Annotated in this window: 19 protein-coding genes; 17 read left to right on the top strand and 2 right to left on the bottom strand. The window is 35.6% G+C overall.

Annotation, left to right across the window (positions count from 1 at the left end):
* Positions 1-6: 6 nt before the first annotated feature.
* The 16 genes from mgsA to FSZ17_RS14780 all read left to right on the top strand — a co-directional run bounded on the left by mgsA (position 7) and on the right by FSZ17_RS14780 (position 15,872).
* Entirely contained in the window at positions 7-426 is a 420-nt protein-coding gene (mgsA, locus tag FSZ17_RS14855; protein ID WP_057771340.1) for a methylglyoxal synthase, read from the top strand.
* Entirely contained in the window at positions 398-1,135 is a 738-nt protein-coding gene (gene bshB1, locus FSZ17_RS14850) for a bacillithiol biosynthesis deacetylase BshB1 (protein ID WP_407643411.1), read from the top strand. Before mgsA ends, bshB1 begins: the two co-directional genes overlap by 29 nt.
* Positions 1,132-2,271 (top strand): N-acetyl-alpha-D-glucosaminyl L-malate synthase BshA, encoded by a 1,140-nt coding sequence (gene bshA, locus FSZ17_RS14845; RefSeq protein WP_057771339.1) that lies wholly within the window; start codon positions 1,132-1,134, stop codon positions 2,269-2,271. Before bshB1 ends, bshA begins: the two co-directional genes overlap by 4 nt.
* Before the next feature lies 1 nt (position 2,272).
* Positions 2,273-3,472, top strand: a complete 1,200-nt coding sequence (locus FSZ17_RS14840) for a CCA tRNA nucleotidyltransferase (protein ID WP_057771338.1) — start codon at positions 2,273-2,275, stop codon at positions 3,470-3,472.
* Positions 3,457-4,434, top strand: a complete 978-nt coding sequence (locus FSZ17_RS14835) for a biotin--[acetyl-CoA-carboxylase] ligase (RefSeq protein ID WP_057771337.1) — start codon at positions 3,457-3,459, stop codon at positions 4,432-4,434. The genes FSZ17_RS14840 and FSZ17_RS14835 overlap by 16 nt, the downstream gene beginning before the upstream one ends.
* Positions 4,435-4,914: 480 nt before the next feature.
* Complete coding sequence (panB, locus tag FSZ17_RS14830; RefSeq protein ID WP_057771336.1) at positions 4,915-5,754, top strand: 3-methyl-2-oxobutanoate hydroxymethyltransferase; 840 nt, start codon at positions 4,915-4,917, stop codon at positions 5,752-5,754.
* Complete coding sequence (gene panC / locus FSZ17_RS14825; RefSeq protein WP_057771335.1) at positions 5,751-6,599, top strand: pantoate--beta-alanine ligase; 849 nt, start codon at positions 5,751-5,753, stop codon at positions 6,597-6,599. Before panB ends, panC begins: the two co-directional genes overlap by 4 nt.
* Before the next feature lie 28 nt (positions 6,600-6,627).
* Positions 6,628-7,011, top strand: a complete 384-nt coding sequence (gene panD, locus FSZ17_RS14820) for an aspartate 1-decarboxylase (RefSeq protein WP_057771334.1) — start codon at positions 6,628-6,630, stop codon at positions 7,009-7,011.
* Positions 7,012-7,231: 220 nt separating this feature from the next.
* Positions 7,232-10,036 (top strand): ATP-dependent DNA helicase DinG, encoded by a 2,805-nt coding sequence (gene dinG, locus FSZ17_RS14815; RefSeq protein WP_057771333.1) that lies wholly within the window; start codon positions 7,232-7,234, stop codon positions 10,034-10,036.
* A gap of 207 nt (positions 10,037-10,243) precedes the next feature.
* Positions 10,244-10,414: a YpmA family protein gene (locus FSZ17_RS14810; protein ID WP_075209175.1), complete on the top strand. Its 171-nt coding sequence runs from the start codon at positions 10,244-10,246 to the stop codon at positions 10,412-10,414.
* A gap of 14 nt (positions 10,415-10,428) precedes the next feature.
* Complete coding sequence (locus FSZ17_RS14805) at positions 10,429-10,902, top strand: cell wall elongation regulator TseB-like domain-containing protein (RefSeq protein WP_057771332.1); 474 nt, start codon at positions 10,429-10,431, stop codon at positions 10,900-10,902.
* Between the two features lie 27 nt (positions 10,903-10,929).
* Positions 10,930-12,114, top strand: a complete 1,185-nt coding sequence (locus FSZ17_RS14800; protein WP_146846664.1) for a pyridoxal phosphate-dependent aminotransferase — start codon at positions 10,930-10,932, stop codon at positions 12,112-12,114.
* A 149-nt stretch (positions 12,115-12,263) separates the two neighbouring features.
* Positions 12,264-13,556: an asparagine--tRNA ligase gene (asnS, locus tag FSZ17_RS14795; protein ID WP_146846662.1), complete on the top strand. Its 1,293-nt coding sequence runs from the start codon at positions 12,264-12,266 to the stop codon at positions 13,554-13,556.
* Between the two features lie 351 nt (positions 13,557-13,907).
* Positions 13,908-14,618 (top strand): DnaD domain-containing protein, encoded by a 711-nt coding sequence (locus FSZ17_RS14790; RefSeq protein WP_057771329.1) that lies wholly within the window; start codon positions 13,908-13,910, stop codon positions 14,616-14,618.
* A 76-nt stretch (positions 14,619-14,694) separates the two neighbouring features.
* Positions 14,695-15,351 carry an endonuclease III gene (gene nth, locus FSZ17_RS14785; RefSeq protein ID WP_057771328.1) on the top strand — a complete coding sequence of 219 codons (657 nt, stop codon included), beginning with the start codon at positions 14,695-14,697 and terminating at the stop codon, positions 15,349-15,351.
* Positions 15,348-15,872, top strand: coding sequence for a YpoC family protein (locus FSZ17_RS14780; RefSeq protein ID WP_057771327.1), 525 nt, complete (start codon positions 15,348-15,350; stop codon positions 15,870-15,872). The genes nth and FSZ17_RS14780 overlap by 4 nt, the downstream gene beginning before the upstream one ends.
* 85 nt (positions 15,873-15,957) lie before the next feature.
* On the opposite strand, the gene FSZ17_RS14775 is transcribed toward FSZ17_RS14780, so the two are convergent.
* Both FSZ17_RS14775 and recU read right to left on the bottom strand, forming a co-directional pair.
* Positions 15,958-18,555, bottom strand: coding sequence for a transglycosylase domain-containing protein (locus FSZ17_RS14775; RefSeq protein WP_057771326.1), 2,598 nt, complete (start codon positions 18,553-18,555; stop codon positions 15,958-15,960).
* 116 nt (positions 18,556-18,671) lie between these two features.
* A complete protein-coding gene (gene recU / locus FSZ17_RS14770; protein ID WP_057771325.1) occupies positions 18,672-19,283 on the bottom strand; it encodes a Holliday junction resolvase RecU in 612 nt (203 codons plus the stop codon).
* A 114-nt stretch (positions 19,284-19,397) separates the two neighbouring features.
* On the opposite strand from recU, the gene FSZ17_RS14765 reads away from it, so the two are divergent.
* Positions 19,398-20,390, top strand: coding sequence for a DUF2515 domain-containing protein (locus FSZ17_RS14765; protein ID WP_057771324.1), 993 nt, complete (start codon positions 19,398-19,400; stop codon positions 20,388-20,390).
* The last annotated feature ends 438 nt before the right edge of the window (positions 20,391-20,828 follow it).

Below are 20,828 nucleotides of genomic sequence, written 5' to 3'. Positions count from 1 at the left end.
GATAAGATGAATATTGCATTGATTGCACATGATAAGAAAAAAGATGCTCTTGTCGGCTTTGTGACTGCCTATAAAGCCATCTTGGCTGAACATAACCTATACGCCACTGGTACAACGGGCACTAGATTAATGAATGAAACGGGTCTTTCAATTCACCGGTTTCAATCCGGTCCATATGGTGGGGATCAGGAGATTGGTGCATATGTGGCTAATAACAAAATGGACATTGTAATTTTTTTTCGAGACCCTTTAACGGCTCAGCCGCATGAGCCGGATGTCACAGCATTAATTCGTCTATGTGATGTTTACTCAGTGCCTCTAGCTACAAATATGGGTACAGCTGAAATAATCATAAAAGGGCTTGAACGAGGGGATCTATCTTGGAGAACAATTGTGTATGGAAAAAGCGGTGATCAAGATGCATGAATTGAAGCTAGATATACTTGCCTTCGGGGCACATGCTGATGATGTTGAAATTGGAATGGGTGGATCCATTGCCAAGTTTGCTAAAATCGGTAAAAGAATTGGTATTTGCGATCTTACCGATGCCGAGCTATCATCAAATGGAACGGTGGACATTCGTAAAAACGAAGCAATGAAGGCTGCAGAAATTTTAGGAGTGGAAATAAGGGACTCTCTAAGTCTTCCAGATAGAGGGCTTTACATGAATCAAGAATACATAAAAAAAATTGTTAATGTAATTCGTAAATATCGCCCGAATCTAGTCTTTGCTCCATATTATGAAGATCGTCATCCCGATCATGGGAATTGTGCACGATTAGTAGAAGAAGCTATTTTTTCAGCAGGCATAAAAAAATTTGAGACAGAAGATGTTTTCGAACCTCATCGTGTGAAAAATTGTTATTTTTATATGATTAATGGCTTTCATAAACCTGATTTCGTTATTGATGTATCTAAATATATGGATAAAAAAATAGCAAGTCTGCAGGCCTATAAAAGTCAATTTATTAAGGCTGATGAGGCAGTGGATACTCCTTTAGTAAATGGATATATTGAATCAATTGAGGCTAGAGAAAGATTATTTGGTAAAGAAGTAGAAGTAACATACGCAGAAGGCTTTATGAGAAATAAACCATTGTTAATGAATCTTGATTTGTTTGGAGAAAAAGAATGAAGTCAAAATTAAAAATTGGAATTACTTGTTACCCGACTGTTGGAGGGTCTGGAGCTATTGCAACTGAATTAGGAAAAAAGCTAGCGGAAATAGGCCATGAGATTCATTTCATTTCCTCTAGCCTTCCATTTCGTTTGAATAAAATGCACCCAAATATTTTCTATCATCAAGTGGAGGTAAATCAATATTCAGTTTTTCAGTATCCACCTTACGATATTGCCCTTGCAAGCAAAATGGCAGAAGTCATCAATCGTGAAAACCTTGATTTACTTCATGTTCATTACGCTATACCACATGCTGTTTGCGCTATTTTGGCTAAACAAATGAGCGAAAAGGATATAAAAATTGTAACGACATTGCATGGAACCGATATTACGGTTCTAGGGCATGACCCTTCCTTGACCGATGCGATTCGCTTTGGAATTGAGAAGTCAGATGCCGTAACAGCTGTTTCTTGTTCATTGACGGCTCAAACATATGATGTTATTAAACCTGAGAAATCCATTGAGGTTGTTTACAATTTTATTGATGAACGGATTTATCGACAAACAAATTCTTACTATTTGCGAGAAGAATACGGGATTAAAGACGAGGAAAAGGTTGTAATACATGTATCTAATTTTCGCGGGGTAAAAAGAGTTCAAGATGTTGTCAAGGCGTTTGCAAAAATTGCAAAAAAGATACCAGCAAAGCTTCTGCTTGTTGGGGATGGACCAGAAATATCTGTAGTGTGCAAACTTGTGACTGAATTAGGAATAAATGAACAAGTGCTTTTTTTAGGGAAACAAGATAATCTTGAAGAATTATATTCAATCAGTGATTTGATGCTCCTACTATCAGAAAAAGAAAGCTTTGGTTTGGTTGCGCTTGAAGCGATGGCATGCGGAGTACCTTGTATAGGGACAAATATTGGTGGAATTCCTGAAGTCATTACTCATGAAAAAAATGGGTACCTTTGCGAACTGGGTGATATTGAAACCATTGCAGAAAAGGGGATTTCACTACTTTCTGATAAAGCACTACATCAAAAATTTTCTGCAGAAGCAATTAATTCTGCCTACAAAAACTTTCGGTCTGAGCTTATTGTCAATCAATATGAAAATATTTATTACAACCTTTTAAAGAAGGTGAGATAAATTGAATGAATCTTTTCAAAAAGCTATTCCACTATTATCAAAAATAGAAGAAGCTGGCTATGAAGCATATTTTGTCGGAGGATCTGTTAGAGATTGTCTTCTCCATAAAGAAATAGCTGATGTTGATATTGCAACCTCTGCCACGCCAGAGGAATTAAAAGAAATCTTTTCTAGAACTGTTGATGTCGGAATAGAGCATGGCACAATTGTCGTATTATTTAAGGGAATTCCCTACGAGGTCACGACTTTTCGAACAGAATCAGAATATATAGATTTCAGACGCCCAACAGAGGTGCAATTTATTCGATCATTGAATGAAGACTTAAAGCGAAGGGATTTTACAATGAATGCCATCGCGATGGATAAGCATGGGCAGTTTTTTGACCCTTTTCATGGAAGAGAAGCGATAAAGGAAAGAGTTATCAAAACAGTTGGAAATGCTGAAGATCGTTTTCAAGAAGATGCATTAAGAATGATGCGCGCTATTCGATTTTATAGTCAACTTGATTTTAAAATTGATGATACAACAAGAAAAGCTATTATTTCTTCAAGTCATCTACTCGAAAAGATATCTGTAGAAAGAAAGCTAGTGGAATTTGAAAAATTATTAGCTGGAAAAAATCGAATTAATGCACTTAAAGCACTAGGTGAAACTGAGCTTTATAAATATTTGCCAGACATGAAGCACAGGGTGGAAGGCTTACGAGAAATCGGTCAATATGATTGCATCCAGCTTACTGTTGACGAAATGTGGGCGTTGCTCCTAATAAAATTTGAAATTGAAGACTTTGAGGCAGAAGAATTTTTGAAGCAATGGAAGCTGTCTGTGAAAAAAACAAAAAAAATACGCCAATTATTAAAATGGCTAAAGTATAGAGTGGACAATGATTGGATAAAAGAATACTTGTTTGAAGCTGGAGAAGAGTACATTTGCAGTACTGAAAGAATTAATAATGTTTTGCATAATCAAAGCGTAGATCTAAATGTTAATCGCTTAAAGGCTCAGTATGATTTACTGCCTATTAAACAGCGCAGTGAGCTTCAGGTTTCGGGAACTGATTTACAAGAATGGTATCATAGGACTCCTGGACCATGGATTAAAGAAAAATTGGAAGCTGCCGAAAAAGCCGTATTATACAAGCAGGTTAGCAATCGAAAAGATTCAATAAAGGAGTGGCTGTTAGAGTGCAATCTGAATTAAGAAAGAAGCTCCTAGATGCATTTACAAATAATGAGGCTGAATATTTATCTGGACAGCATTTAGCTGATATTATTGGCTGCTCAAGAACAGCTGTCTGGAAGCATATAGAAGAATTGCGTAAGGATGGCTTTGAGCTAGAAGCTGTTAGGAGAAAAGGGTATAAAATTATAAAGGTTCCTGAACGTGTTACAGCAGATGAAGTAAGACTTGGGCTATCGACAAGGGTTTTAGGCAGGGATATTCATTATGAGGAAACTGTGGATTCAACACAAAAAATTGCTCATCGCCTAGCAAATGAAGATGCTCCTGAGGGAACGATCATCATTGCAGAGGAGCAGCTTTTAGGAAGAGGACGAATGGATCGCAGATGGCACTCACCAAAATATACAGGGATTTGGATGAGCGTCATTTTACGTCCAAATATTCCTCCACCGAAAGCCCCGCAGCTTACCTTAATTACTGCCGTCGCAGTTGTTCAGGCTATAGAGGATTTTACAGGACTATCGCCTCAAATAAAATGGCCAAATGATATTTTGATAAACGGAAAAAAGGTAACCGGGATTTTAACAGAGCTTCAGGCTGATGCAGATCGGATTACCTCAATTATTATCGGAATTGGGATTAACGTCAATCAGAAGGTAGAAGATTACCCTGAGGACTTACAAGCAATTGCAACTTCACTTTCAATTGAGTGTGATAAAAAACTCCAAAGAGCAGATCTTATCAAATTGATTCTTCAAAAACTAGAGCAATTATATTTTCTATATCTTGAGAAAGGATTTTATCCGATCAAGCTGCTTTGGGAGAGCTACGCAATCAGCATTGGGAAATACATTACAGCGCGGACGATTACAGGTAGTATCCATGGGAAGGCACTCGGGATAACTGAAGATGGCGTCCTAAAAGTTGAGGATGATTCAGGAAAAGTACATCATATCTATTCTGCAGATATTGAACTATAAAGTGAAACTTCAATCAGTGGGGGGTTTCCTCATCCCCCACTGATTGTTAGTTGAACTTATCGGGCCTTTACGGGCAGTTGATCCTCCACTTACTCTTCATTGTTTTACTCGATTCATTGAAGTGGGGGTCTTACTGCCCGTTAATCTGCGATAATTGAAATTTTTTGTAGCCAGTTTAATCACCGATTTGTTATACTTAATTTGTCTAGCGCATGCGCTTTTCAAATGGGCAGTATCATCAGCTGAACTGCACCGATTTTTTAAAAAGGTGATTTTTTATAATATTGCTGTGTAAATAAGATTTTTTGATGCAATATTCATGAAGAAATACGCCAAAAAAATAAAGATTTCTGCCTAGATCCACAAATGGACCGGGACAGAGGGATGAGACATAATAATGACTAAATTCGGAATCCTTCTGCTTTCAGAAGGATTTTTATTTTTGTTATCACCCTCTTCCTTAATAAAGGAGGATTATGGATGAAGCAAACGACCGATTTTTTGAAAATGAAAGAGAATGGGGAAAAGATCGTCATGCTGACCGCATATGACTACCCTGGAGCGAAGCTCGCTGAAAAGTCTGGTGTAGACATGATTCTGGTCGGTGATTCATTAGGAATGGTCGTATTAGGATATGAGTCGACGATCCCTGTTACAATGGACGACATGGTTCACCACGGAAAGGCTGTTAAAAGAGGTGCTGCAGATACTTTTATAGTTGTCGACATGCCATTTATGAGCTATCACTTATCTGTTCGTGATACGCTTTTGAATGGAGCGAGGCTTATTCAAGAAACAGGTGCACATGCTGTGAAGGTTGAAGGAGCAGATGATATTATTATTGCCAACATTAGTGCGTTGACAAATGCAGGTATCCCAGTGGTTTCTCATCTCGGTCTTACACCACAATCTGTCACTGTTCTCGGGGGATATAAAGTTCAAGGGAAAGATGCAGAGGCTGCTCAAAAATTAATGGAAGATGCAAAAAAATGTGAACAAGCAGGCGCTTTTGCACTCGTTTTAGAATGTGTACCAAAGCAATTAGCAAGAGCTGTAACAGATTCTATTTCAATCCCGACAATTGGAATTGGTGCTGGTGTTTATACAGATGGACAAGTTCTTGTCTATCATGATCTACTCTCATATGGCGTCGAAAGAGTTCCAAAGTTTGTTAAACAGTATGAAAATATGAATGAAATGGCTCTACGGGGATTTAATAACTATTTGACAGATGTAAAGCTAGGGAAATTTCCTGAAGATCAGCATAGCTTTACTATGAAAGAATCAGAGCTAATAAGCCTATATGGAGGAAAAAAATGAAAGTAATTACTACAATAGATGAAATGCAAGAAACCATATTAAAAGATAAAAAGATTGGAAAATCGGTTGGATTTGTACCAACGATGGGTTTTTTGCATGAAGGTCATTTATCCCTAATTAAAAAGGCTAGAGGGGAAACGGACATTGTTGTTTTAAGTATTTTTGTAAATCCCCTCCAATTTGGACCGAATGAGGACTTAAGCTCTTATCCTAGAGATTTTGAACGTGATCATAAGCTTGCTGAAAACAATGGTGTAGACTATATTTTTTACCCATCAGTTGAGGAAATATATCCCGAGCCTTTGACAGTAACAGTGAAAGTAAATGCCAGAACAGATGTATTATGTGGGAGATCCCGCCCTGGACATTTTGATGGCGTTGCAACGGTACTTACAAAACTTTTTAACATTGTTCAGCCAACAAAAGCTTTCTTTGGTATGAAGGATGCTCAACAAATTGCTATTGTTGAAGGCCTTGTAAATGATTTTCACATTCCAATTGAAATTATTCCAATTGAAATCGTAAGGGAATCAGATGGACTTGCCAAAAGTTCAAGAAATGTAAATTTGCTTACCATTGAAAGGGATCAAGCACCAGTACTTTTTGAAAGTCTGCAAGGTGCAAAAGCCCTCATTGAAAATGGAGAAAAAAATCCTAATATTGTTATCTCTTATATAAGGGAAATGATTTTAGATAAAACAAACGGCAATATTGACTATATTGAAATATATTCCTATCCAAAACTTTTAGAATTAACCCAATTAGAAGGCAAAATAATAATTGCCTTAGCAGTTAAATTTTCAAAAGTTCGTTTAATAGATAATTTAGTATTGAATATTCAATGAAAATAAATTTATTTTAGGGGGAAGCATCATGTATCGCACCATGATGAACGGCAAAATTCACAGAGCTGTTGTAACAGAAGCAAATTTAAATTATGTTGGCAGCATTACAATTGATACCGATATTCTCGATGCAGTCGGGATGGTAGCAAATGAAAAGGTGCAAATTGTAAATAATAACAATGGAGCTAGATTTGAAACATATATTATTCCTGGGAAAAGAGGAAGCGGTGTTATCTGTGTTAATGGAGCTGCAGCAAGACTTGTTCAGGAAGGGGATATCGTTATTATCATATCCTATGCCTTAGTTTCAGAAGAAAAAGTATTAACACATGAACCCAAAGTCGCCATTATGGACAATCATAATAAAATTAAGGAAATGATTAATAAAGAGCCTGAAAGAACAATTATTTAGAATTATATTATCATTTTGCAATAAAATGAATTAACTAAAAAAGGCTGACCGATGTACCGCGTCGGCCTTTTTAGTAAAAAAGAATAGCTGATATACATACTCTTTTAGAGAAGCTATATATTTCCAAAAAATTGCTAAAAATATAAGAAGGAGGTTTTTACTTTTTCTTTTTCCGTTTTTATGATACCGTTTGAATGACTGAATGTTAGAGGTGTGAAGTATGGGTAATAAATTTGTTGTGATTGATTTGGAAACAACAGGAAATTCACCGAAAAAGGGTGATAAAATAATACAATTTGCTGCTGTTGTGATCAAAAACGGAAAAATAATTGAAGAATACTCCTCTTTTATAAACCCTGGAAAACCGATTCCTCCATTTATTGAAGAATTAACGGGGTTAGATGATGAAATAGTGCATGATGCTCCCGTTTTTTCTGAAATTGCTCCTAAAGTGCATACCCTATTAGAAGATGCTTATTTTGTCGCCCATAATGTTCTTTTTGACCTTTCTTTTTTACAGGAAGAGCTAATTGAGGCTGGATATAATGGCTTTTATGGTCCTGTATTAGATACAGTAGAGCTTTCAAGAATTTTAATGCCAACCGCAGATAGCTTTCAATTGTCAGAATTAGCTCAAAGAGAAGGGCTAAATCATGAGCGTCCGCACCAGGCAGACAGTGACGCTTATGTGACTGCGGAATTATTATTGCGTCTTTTAGTCCGACTTGAAAAATTACCATTAAATACAACTAAACAAATTCATAAGCTCTCTGGTTCATTAAAAAGTGATTTAGATTTACTTCTCGATAATATCATTATTCAAAAGGAATCTTCGATTGAATATTTACAGGATGATCTCGATATTCATCATGGAATTGCTTTAAAAAGGACTCTAGATCAAATTGATTACAAAAATCATGAAGAGATCGAATTCCCTACTCAGCAATCGCAGAAGATAGAGCTTTTCAAAAAAGCATTTCCTGCCTATGAAATTCGATCAGGTCAATTTTCAATGATGGATTCTGTTTATGGAGCCTTAACACAAAAAAAGCATGCCATCATTGAAGCTGGTACTGGAGTAGGTAAATCATTAGCTTACTTGATCCCTGCAGTTATTTTTGGAAAAGAAATTGGACAACCAGTTATTGTTAGTACATATACGACCAATCTGCAAGCTCAGCTCCTTTCAAATGATATTCCTAAATTGCAAAAAATGCTTCCTTTCCCGCTAAAAGCTGTACTGCTAAAAGGAAGAAATCATTATTTGAGTTTGGCTAAATTTGAACAAACATTAAAAGATAAGGATGACAATTACGATACGGTTTTAACGAAGATGCAAATTCTTGTATGGTTGACTGAAACGAATACTGGCGACATCGATGAGTTAAATCTATCAAGTGGAGGTATGATTTATTGGAATAAAATTAAAAATGATGAAGCCATTTTCCTTCAAAATAAATCATGGTTATCTCGAGATTTCTATTACCGAGCGAGAAAAGCAGCTTTAAAATCTGATATCATTATCACGAATCACGCCTTGCTATTATCGGATTTAGTAGCAGATAATAAAATACTGCCTGAATATAGCCATGTTGTAATTGATGAAGGTCATCATTTTGTCAAGGCTTCAGGCAAGCATTTTGGATCTACATTAGATTATTTACATACACGTTTCTTGCTTGGTCGCATTGGTCATTTGGAACAAAAACAATTGTTATATAAGCTTGAGCAAATTATAGAAAAAGAAGAAATAAGCGATTATAAGTTAATACATTCCTTTGAATTAAATCAAATGATGAATGAACTACTTTTCGAAATGGATGAGCTGTTTAAAATAATTGGGGTGTTTACGAAAAAGAAAACTAGGTCTAGAAAGGGATATAATCGGATAAATTGCCGTATTTCAGCTGATGAAGCAAGTAAGGAATGGAAGGCAGTAGAAGCTAGTGCAGAGCGTTTTCTATTTCTATTAAAGGATTTTTATACTGAACTAAATAATAGATTAGATTTTATTAGCTCGATCAAGGATCATTTATCTGCACGTGAAAAATCGTTTATGGAAGAGCTTGTTACATTATGTATAGAACTAGAAGAAATCATGCTAGTAATAAAAAAAGCCATATTACATCCTTCCAAAGATTATGTAATATGGATCGAATTAGATATAAGATCTATGCAAAATGCAACGACTATTTATGCACAGCCTATTGAGGTTGGTGATATTCTAAAGCAGGATTTCTTTGAAAAGAAGGAATCAGTCATTATTACATCGGCTACTTTGTCGGTGAAAAATTCCTTTCATTATATTTTAAACGAGCTAGGATTAAAGCCGATTGATTGTTCTGTAGAACAAATTCCATCACCTTTTGATTATGAAGAACAAATAAAGCTGTTTATTCCAGAGGACTTACCAGAGGTTAATGCGGTTCCAATAGAGGAGTATGTTACGGCCATTAGCGAACATATTATTTCAATTGCAGAAGCGACTAAAGGTAGGATGCTCATTTTATTTACTTCCCACGAAATGTTAAGAAAAACATACGAACTCATTAAAGAGTCAGGTTTTCTTGATGATTATGCTATTATTGCACAAGGTGTTTCCAGTGGGAGCCGCTCAAGATTAACAAGGAATTTTCAAAAATTTGATAAGGCCATCTTATTAGGTACAAACAGTTTTTGGGAGGGGGTAGACATCCCTGGTGAAGATTTGTCATGCTTAATAATAATAAGATTACCTTTTTCACCTCCCGATGATCCTTACACAGAAGCAAAATGTGATCAAATTAAACAAAGTGGCGGAAATGCATTTTCAGATTATTCCTTGCCAGATGCGATTATTCGCTTTAAACAGGGATTTGGCAGATTGATTAGAACCAGAAGTGATAAAGGATTTATTTTTATTTTTGATCGAAGAATTATTACGACTCATTATGGGAAAGCATTTTTAGAGTCTATTCCTAAAATCCCAATAATTAAAAGTAAAATTGACGGTATGATTGATACCATAAAAAAATCGATGAACTAATTGAAAAAAGTAAAAGGGCTGCGCTTAATTAAGCGCAGCTAAATAACGAAAGTGGATTAGAAAAAATATTAGTTTTTTTATTCAAGGCTTTACTTAGAGCTGTTATACTAAAGATTAAGGTTTAAAATGTTACGTACATATAGTTTGTACGATGTGTTAATTGTGTATGAGTTACAAATATTGTTGTACTTGAGGAGGAATTCCAGTATGGAAAGCAAAATTGAGGTTATATCAACAGTGAAAATTCAACTTAGCCCAGACCTCTATAAGGTTGTTGATGTATTAAACAGAACATTAAAAGAAAAAGATTTAATGTTTGGTTTAGCACTTGATAAGGAAGATCAAAATAAAGCGGTTTTTTCAATTTATCGTACATAAGAAGAGTGACAAATGTGAAAAAAATAATTATTATATTCTTAATTATACTTGCAGTTGGTTTAGGATCTGGGATTTTCGTGTATTTAAAAGCTGTTGAACCAGTTAAAGCGGCCGAAAAGAAAGCAATTGAGATTGCATTGAAAGAAACCAGGCTGAAAGAAGTAGATGACTTTCAATTATATAACGGCCAAGAAACTTATTATGTATTAAAAGGCAAGGACAAAAATGGGACAGCCCTCTATGTTTGGATACCTGAAAACGAAGGAAGAATTATTGTCCGAAATGTGAAAGATGGAGTTACGAAACAAGAAGCATTAAACAAACTAAAAGAAGAAAAAAATCCGAAAGAAATCATATCCATTCGACTTGGGATAGAAAACAATATCCCTCTATGGGAAATATACTACCGTACTGAGGGAGATTTAATAAATTATTATTATGTTGATTTTGAAACAGGGAAATGGCGCAAGAATATTGAGAACTTATAAGAAAAGTGGAGGAATTTCAGTATGAAGATTCATCTTGCACAAAGAGTAAAAGCATTAACACCATCTTCAACACTTGCAATTACCGCGAAAGCAAAAGAATTAAAGGAGCAGGGCTATGATGTAATAGGTTTAGGAGCAGGTGAACCCGATTTTAATACCCCTCAGCATATAATCGATGCAGCTGTTCAATCAATGAATGAAGGTCATACGAAATATACACCTTCTGCAGGTCTTCCAGCTTTAAAAAAAGAAATTGTTAAAAAGTTTAAAGATGATCAAGGAATTGATTATGATCCAAGTCAAATTATTGTAGCAAGTGGTGCGAAGCATGCACTGTATACATTATTTCAGGCACTTCTTGATGAAGGGGATGAAGTAATTATCCCAACACCATATTGGGTAAGCTATCCTGAACAAGTAAAATTAGCTGATGGCATTCCCGTTTATATAGAGGGTAAAGAGGAGAATGAGTATAAAATTACCCCTGAACAGTTAATGTCTGCGATAACGGATAAAACAAAGGCTGTAATAATCAATTCACCTAGTAATCCAACAGGAATGCTTTATTCAGAAGAAGAATTAAGGGCATTAGGTGAGGTTTGTTTAAATCATAATATATTAATTGTGTCTGATGAAATTTATGAAAAGCTAGTTTATGGTGAGTTTAAGCATGTATCTATTGCTGAGATTTCCCCGGAATTAAAAGAGCAAACAATTATCATAAATGGTGTTTCTAAATCTCATTCCATGACTGGTTGGAGAATTGGATACGCAGCAGGAAATAAAGATCTTATTCAAGCAATGACAAACCTTGCTAGTCATAGCACATCAAATCCAACTACAACTGCTCAATATGGAGCAATTGCTGCTTATTCAGGTTCACAAAAAATGCTTAAAGACATGCAAGAAGCGTTTGAAAATCGATTAAACATTATCTACGAAAAGTTAATTGCGATTCCTGGTTTTTCATGTATAAAGCCTCAAGGAGCTTTTTATTTATTCCCGAATGTAAAAGTTGCCGCCGAATTGACAGGATTCCAAAATGTTGATGATTTTTCAAAAGCTTTGCTTGAAGACGCAATGGTTGCGGTTATCCCTGGCTCTGGCTTTGGTGCACCGAATAACATTCGTTTGTCGTATGCAACATCTTTAGAATTATTAGAAAAAGCAGTAGATCGAATTCATCAATTTGTCGAAAAAAATATGAAATAAAAAGTGGCAGCCGAAGAAATCGGCTGCTGCTTTAATTATGTTCTTTCAATGCGTTTCTTCTTTTCTTTGTTGCTTGTCCCTTAGCTGAAAGGTATAATATATTGGATACATTACATGAGATTTGCTAGTTTTTGGAGGGAACATTAGTGATTAAAACGACAATATCTGAAGTATACAAATATGTTGAACAAGAAGTAAAAATTGGAGCATGGGTTGCGAATAAGCGCTCTAGCGGAAAAATTGCTTTCCTTCAACTTCGTGATGGAACAGGATTTATTCAAGGTGTTATTGTCAAAAGTGAAGTACCAGAGGAAGTATTTCAAGCGGCAAAGTCAGTGACGCAAGAATCATCCCTTTATGTTACAGGAAAAATCCAAAAGGATGAACGTTCTCCATTCGGTTTCGAATTGCTTGTAACAGGTATTGAAGTGATTCATGCTGCTGTTGATTATCCAATTACACCAAAGGAGCATGGAACTGAATTTTTAATGGATAACCGTCATTTATGGCTTCGCTCTCGTCGCCAACATGCCGTTATGAAAATTCGAAACGAAATCATTAGAGCTACATATGAATTTTATAATAAACAAGGCTTTGCAAAGATCGATCCTCCGATATTGACTGGAAGTGCACCAGAGGGAACATCTGAATTATTTCATACGAAATATTTCGATGAAGATGCATATCTATCTCAAAGCGGTCAATTATATATGGAAGCAGCTGCCATGGCTCTTGGAAAGGTTTTCTCATTTGGTCCTACATTTAGAGCGGAAAAATCAAAAACTCGTCGCCATTTAATTGAGTTCTGGATGATTGAACCTGAAATGGCTTTTTATGAACACGAGGATAGCTTAAAGGTGCAGGAGGAATATGTTTCTCATGTAGTTCAATCTGTATTAGAAAATTGTAGCTTAGAGTTAAAAACATTAGGTCGTGACACATCTAAGCTAGAACAGGTGAAGGCACCTTTTCCACGCATTACGTATGATGAAGCGATTAAATTTTTACATGAAAAAGGGTTTAATGATATTAAATGGGGAGATGATTTTGGTGCTCCGCATGAAACAGCAATTGCTGAGAGCTATGATAAGCCAGTATTCATCACTCATTATCCAACGTCATTAAAACCATTTTACATGCAGCCAGATCCAAACCGAGAAGATGTAGTCCTATGTGCTGACTTAATTGCTCCAGAGGGCTATGGAGAGATTATTGGTGGTTCAGAGCGTATTCATGATTATGATCTTCTTAAGCAGCGTTTGGAAGAGCATAACCTTGATTTAGATGCGTATGGATGGTATTTAGAGTTGCGTAAATATGGTTCTGTTCCTCATTCAGGATTTGGTCTTGGCCTTGAAAGAACTGTAGCATGGATTAGTGGAGTGGAACATGTTCGTGAATCCATCCCATTCCCACGATTATTAAATCGATTATACCCATAATTTTAATATTTGAATTGTAAAATTATGAAGCTTAAATGAGAAGTAATGTGAAAGAAAATCGGTAAATCTGCCGGTTTTCTTTTTTTAGCTAATAGGAAAGTTTAAGTTTTTTAACGTACTAAAGTAAAGTGTGTGTTCAATTAATTTAACTGCTAATAAGATCGCATTAGAAAAACTAAGGCATTCGCCAAAAAGGACTTGGTGAACGCTAAGTTTTTCTAATAGTAAGTATTTATAGGTGAGCTCTTTTTGTTATACTTTCTGTCGAGTTTTTTAGTATGGAAAAGTTACCTTTTATTCTTCTTACTAGATAGGAGCAGTTCATGCTATACTGATAAAGAGGTGTCAGGGATGTCTAAAACAAGTATATTAAAGTGGCTCCAGGAAGGAAATGTAACGATACCTGGAGCTTTATTAAATCACTATAAAGAAATGAATCTCTATGAGCATGAACTAGTTTTAATATTGCACGTCATTTCTTTTATCGAAAAAGGAAATGAATTTCCTACCCCAATTGAATTATCTTCACGTATGACTATTTCTGTATCAGAGTGTACTGAAATACTTAGAAAATTAATTCAAAAAGGTTATATAGAAATTAAAGACAGTTATTCAGCCGAAGGAATCCGATATGAAAAGTACAATATCGAACCTCTATTTGAAAAACTATTTGATCATTTTCTTTTAAAGAGTAAACAAGAAGCTGCAGTCATAAATCAGCAAAACGAAACAGATTTATATACATGCTTTGAACAGGAATTTGGTCGGCCATTGTCTCCATTTGAATGTGAGACACTTGCATTGTGGATGGATGATGATCATCATGATCCTCACATAATAAAAGCTGCACTTAGAGAAGCTGTGATTTCAGGTAAGCTAAATTTTCGTTATATTGATAGAATTTTGTTTGAGTGGAAGAAGAATGGAATCAAAACAATCGAACAAGCTAAAAGTTATGGTAAAAAGTTTAGACAAAATCAATCACAGAATCGATATAAAGCCAATGAAGGCTCGGCACAAACAACAAAATCAATACCCTTTTATAATTGGTTGGAACAATAAATAAAAGTTATTGCATATACTTTCTGTTATTAAAGCGACTATATTTTTGTTAAAACAAAATTAAGTGGTGAGATCATTGTTAAATAAGAATCAAATAAGGTTTTGTCTTGATAAAATGGGAGAAATGTTTCCAGATGCCCATTGCGAATTAAATCATTCCAATCCTTTTGAACTTGTCATTGCAGTTGCTTTATCGGCTCAATGCACAGATGTATTAGTTAATAAAGTAACAAAAGATTTATTTCAAAAATACAAAACACCATCAGACTACCTAAAGGTTTCTCTTGAAGAATTACAGGATGATATTCGTTCAATAGGATTATATCGTAATAAAGCCAAAAATATTCAAAAATTATGCAGTCTATTATTAGAGGAATACAATGGTATTATCCCTCAGGATCGGGACGAATTAACAAAGTTGCCGGGTGTCGGAAGAAAAACTGCAAATGTAGTTGTCTCAGTTGCCTTCGGTGTCCCAGCAATTGCTGTTGATACCCATGTTGAACGAGTTAGCAAGAGATTAGCATTTTGCAAGTGGAAGGATTCCGTATTGGAAGTGGAGAAATCCTTAATGAAAAAGATTCCAATAGAAGAATGGCATATTACTCACCATCGAATGATTTTTTTTGGTCGATACCATTGTAAAGCACAGAATCCTCAATGTGATGTTTGTCCTCTATTAGAAGTATGCAGAGAAGGGAAAAAGCGGATGAAAGGGAAGAGTAAGAAATGAGTACTAAAATAACTCTTTCAATCCCCGAAGAGCTTATGGATCCACACCTCTTTACTAAGAATGATTCATTCACAATTGATGAGCATGCATTGACTCATATACTTCCCTCTATGCCATTTCTATATGAGGCTGCCTATTATTTAGGAATTAATGCAAAAAGGCCGTGGGAATTGCGGGAAGAGTGCATTCCTATTCTTTTAAATGAATGGAATTCAGAAAAAGAGTTTTTAAAAAAGGTATTTGCAAAAAGGGAGCGTACTCAAGTAACTGCTCCGATGAAAAAAGGTATTTGTCTTTTTCTAGAGTTTGTTTATTGGGGAAACGGTTTGCCCGTTTCTCTTACAAATTATAAAAATGCAAAGTCTTTAATTATTAAGCCTGTAAATATGGTAGAAAGATTAGAATTTATTTTGCATAGACCGACCCTTTATCATTCATTTATTCAATTATCTGAACTAATGATTGAAATGGAAAAGCTTTACGTTAAGCAAATAGCATTAAAAAAAGCGTCTCAGCACTAAGCTAAGAGACGCTTTTTTCTATTAATAATGAAAAACATTTAAGCATGTCCAGTTGATTGATCCAAAGGCGATTGCGCTATTAATTTCATTGAAAGCCTGAGCCAGGAGAGGTAGGTCCTGAAGGAGGATTCGTCTGTCCAGGGTCTGACGGATTACCACTTTCACCTAGACCGCCGCCACCACCTTGGTCAGTGCCGTTACCCTGTCCATTATCGCTTCCATTTCCATTTCCATTTCCTTGACCTGATCCATCATCTTCAGGATTTCCGTTTTCGTTGCCTTGGCCATTATCTATTCCACCTTCACCCGTATCATCTTGATCATCACTGATCTCAGGAGCTGGAATTTCGACTTTTACAACTGCAGAATCACTTCTTTGATCATCTCGAATTGCTACGACCTTGAATTGATAAATACCTCCTGGAACAGGGTTAGCCACTCTTATTCCTTTTTCAGAAACCACTTGTAATGGCTGGTCTGCGCCCTCATCTAGAGATACTGATACCTCAAATTGTACATCATCTACTTCATCTGGATACTTCCAATTCAATACAATTTCATTTGCTTCTTTGTCATATGCTGCACTTAAGTCTGAAGGAGAATCAAGCTTATCGTATTTATCAGAAATTTCGGTTGGTGCATGACCTTTAACAGCATATTCATAAACGATCTGATCTTTAGGTGTAAATTCACTTGCTAGCTTTGATGTTCCCTTTTCAATAGCTACTTTTTCCACACTATTTGGAACAGGGAAGTCAGGTGTATCAATTCCTTGTGATACATGCTCCATTAAATTTTTAAATAACAATTGTGCAATTCTTTGGTCATGGCCTGCTGCTATAGAGTTTTCCATATCTTTATATCCAGTCCAAACTGCTGCTGTGTAGTTTGTTGTATAGCCAGCAAACCATGCATCAGGTAACGCACCATTTGGAATATTCCATTTTTGAATTTGATCAGCACTATAGTTGGTCGTTCCTGTTTTTCCAACGACATGTAGGTTTGGAACATTTGCCGCTTTTCCTGTACCGTAAGAATCCTTTACACCACTTTTTAGCATATCTGTAATCATGAAAGCTGTAGAGTCCTTCATAACAGGTTTTGTTTCAGGAGTGACATCAATTTTTGTTCCGTCTCGCATTTCAATTTCTTTAATGGCATGAGGCTCATTGTATAGGCCGTTATTTCCAAAGGCACTGTAGGCACCTGCCATTTGAAGTGGTGATACTAAATTGGCACCAATTGCATAGGATTCGTTTACCTCGTCTAGCTCAAAGCCCAAATTATTCGCAAATTCCTTCGCTTTATCTGGGCCAACCTCTTGTAAAGTTTTTAGAGCAGGGATGTTTCGTGAACGTGCTAATGCCTCACGCATTGACATCGGCCCCATATGCTTGTGATCCCAGTTATTGATTTTCGTACCATCTGAATAAGTGTATGGTTCATCGTTAAGAACATGATACGTGCCCCAATTTAAATATTCAATGGCAGGACCATAATCGAGTATTGGTTTAAAGGTCGAACCAGCTTGTCTTCTTAAATCCGTTGCGTAGTTAAATCCTCTTTTTACTTCAAGGTTTCTACCTCCGCCTATTGCCCTAATTTCACCTGTTTTTGTATCCAATAGGGTAATACCTGCTTGAAATTTATCATCAGGAAATTGAACAATTTCATTTGAATTAAGCATTTTCTCAACATAATCCTGTGCATTCGTATCTAATGTAGTATGAATGGTTAAACCATCTGAAGAAACGTTCAAATCAGGATATTTTTGTTCCATCTCATCAATGACAACATCAACAAATGAATCATAAGGTGAGTCATTGTGCTTGCGATCTTCTTCCTTAACAAGACTTGATTCAACTGGAATTTTTTGAGCAGCTTCCATTTCTTCTTTTGTGATGAAACCATGCTGATTCATTAAAGAAAGAACAATATTACGTCTTTTTTCTGCTTTATCAGGATGCTTGAAAGGATTATAATTTTCGGGACTTTGCGGCATTCCTGCTAGTAAAGCAGCTTCATGCAACTCGAGTTCGTCGAGGTCTTTACCGAAATAAATATGAGAAGCTGTCAATACCCCATGACTACCTTCTGACATCCAAATTTTATTCACATACATCTCGAAAATTTCTTGCTTTGTATATTTACGTTCAAGCTGAAAGGAAAGCCAAGCTTCTTGAGCCTTCCTGCTTAATGTTTTTTCATTATTTAGGAAGGAATTTTTCACGACTTGCTGAGTAATCGTACTAGCTCCTTGTGAACCAAAACCATCAGTAATATTTGCTAATACAGCACCGGCAAGACGCCTCAAATCCATCCCGTTATGTTGATAAAAACGAACATCCTCAGTGGCTAGAAATGCGTCCTCCACCAATTTGGGGATATCTTCATATTCAACATATTCTCGGTTTTCTGATCCAACTTCTGTAATGACATTGCCATCTTTATCTAATATTTTGGATGGGATCGGATCCCGTAATTGTTTTTCATCAAGTTTTGGTGCATCCTTAACCATGTAGGCAAATGCGCCAGCACCAAGCAGCATACCCGCGATGCCAAGGGCTATTAATGTTAAAAAGATACGTTTAAATATCCCTTTTGCCTGCTTTTTTTTCTTTTTATTTGGATTTGGAGTTTGCTGTTTTCGGCGCTCCTCTCTTGATTGGTATTTTTCTGACATATATGTTCATCCTTTCTGATGATAAGAAGAGTTGTTTTTGCTATTAGGAAATATACTTCGAATAATCACCAAAGGAACAATCTGAAATTTGATTGTTTCGAAGGCGCCTCCGTAATTCATCTAAGGTTATAAAGATAATCGATTTTTTTAATATAGTCAATTCTTGGGTTGTATCCAAGCGAAATTGGATGACCATTAATCTCTATTTCTTCCTTGGTTATTGACTTTCTTCCTCCATCTTTCATTCTCTTCCAAAAAGTGAGTAAGTGAATGGCTTCAAGAAGGAAAATTTCTTCAGTAATAGAAAATCGTAAAAGGACGAAGCAGATTCCTTTTTGCTGAATAATATTTTCCATATGTTTCACTTGGTGTTCATGAAAGTTTTGTAAAGGAAATGATGTTGGGTTTTGTGTCTCTTTCGCTTCAAAATCAATGTATCTCCCTTTATAAACACCATTATAATCGGTTGTTGATGCCTGCTTAAAGTATGCTTCTTTAATGACAGCAGCACTTCTTTTTGGATAATCTACTTGAACGATTTGAACAGGTGTTGGCTTTTTATGAATAGAAGCAATTCCATTTTTTAAATAATACTCATTTGTTTCGTTAATATCTTCCTCCAAAGTCATACCGCGATTACCGTAAGACCATTTTTTTTCTTTTTTAATCCCTATCGATTCCTCTTTTTTCGGTACATATTTCTTGCCGTTAGGATAATGGAATTTCATTATTGATCACCTCACAAGCTATTACTTATCATAACAAATCTCGCTAATTTTTGGTTGAATAAAAAGCACCGATTTGCAAATGTTAAGCAATATGCTTTTTTCGGAGGAAAACTAATGAAACATTTCCATAAAAAAAAGTCATTAAACCAACTAAATATTGATGAAATCGAATTAATTCAGCAGATACATGATCAAACAATAAAAAATAATGCTGATAATATTTCAAGAACGGATGCCTATTTTCATTTTTATCATCTCCATCCAGAAGTGCTGTGGTCATTTCTAGCAAGTATGGTATCTCGAAATGCTGGCTGGAATATGTGCGATCTTGAAGGAAATTGGTTTCCCAAAATAATAAAGGAGCAGGTTAGGAAAAAGTTATTTTTAACTTATGAACGAGCAAATTGGCTTATTTTCCAGGATGCTTTTCCTCAATTGCTTCTCTATCAATATTCGACGAAAATAAATCGACCAATGTTTCATTTATTAAGATTTTTTCATGTTTCCAAATTTATGGAGAGCGAATGGGTGGTTTTTTGGGAAGAAAGAAATTATAAAAGGCTGTTAATATCGCAAATTATCAATGAACAAAACATCATTCAAAAACCTGTTATTAAAAATCCAGTTTATAAAAAACGTGTATTTCAATCTCCAATTTTTTTTCTTCAGGATTGGTTTCATTTTAGCTCGGTTATTTTTCCAACATGTGAAGGGAAGTTATATGGTACAAGTGTGAATGGTTTTAAATCTCTTTCAAAAAGAATCGAACTTGGGAAAAGGCTGGCAGATATTTTGTTTGATAAGAAGTTATATCCTGCTTTTTATGAATTTGCTCTCAAAACAGTACATACTGGCTCTAGATACGATTATGAATACTATTTTAAAAATAGGCCGAACAGATCAACTCCATTTTTACGGTGTACCTATCCGGTGATTAATCATAAAAGGGTTTTTTTTGAAGATTGGTCGAAATATAAACGATTGAGAAGAAAATGGTTGAAGGTAGATGTACAGCAAAAACATCCAATTGAAATGACGAAGTGGTATTTGAAAAAGCAAAGACAATTGAAAAAGGCAATATATATAAGCGAATTAATAAAATCTTAAATAATAAAGAGCAAACGTTTTGGAAGCGAAAAAAGAATATTTTTTTAGCTTAAGAATTGTCTAGCTGCGAACATCATCGGCTCTCGAACTTGATTATTGAGGCTATGAGCCGCAGCTAAAGGAGGGGCGGTTCAGTACATACAGTTGTTAGCAGTGACACCCGCTTTTCTATGTGGAAGGTCGGTTTGGACCTTCTAACTTTTTATCTCCATGCCCTGGTTTTGATTCTTCTAGTTTTTTTGGCTGAACTTTAGTTTGTTTATCAGTTCTTTTCATACGTCTTCACCTCCACTTATTATTGTGTGCATCGCAGTTGCTTTCATGCTATTTGAGTATGTCGAAATGAAGTACTGATTACTAAAAAATTCTACTTTCTTTGGCGAAATACTTCTAGTTTTGTCAGTGGTGAAGGAAAGTATTTAGTGAGGGCGAATAGAG

It is taken from the genome of Cytobacillus dafuensis, assembly GCF_007995155.1.
Classification (GTDB): domain Bacteria; phylum Bacillota; class Bacilli; order Bacillales; family Cytobacillaceae; genus Cytobacillus; species Cytobacillus dafuensis.
Note: the sequence above shows the minus strand (reverse complement) of the source record. Positions and strands in the feature narration are given on the sequence as shown.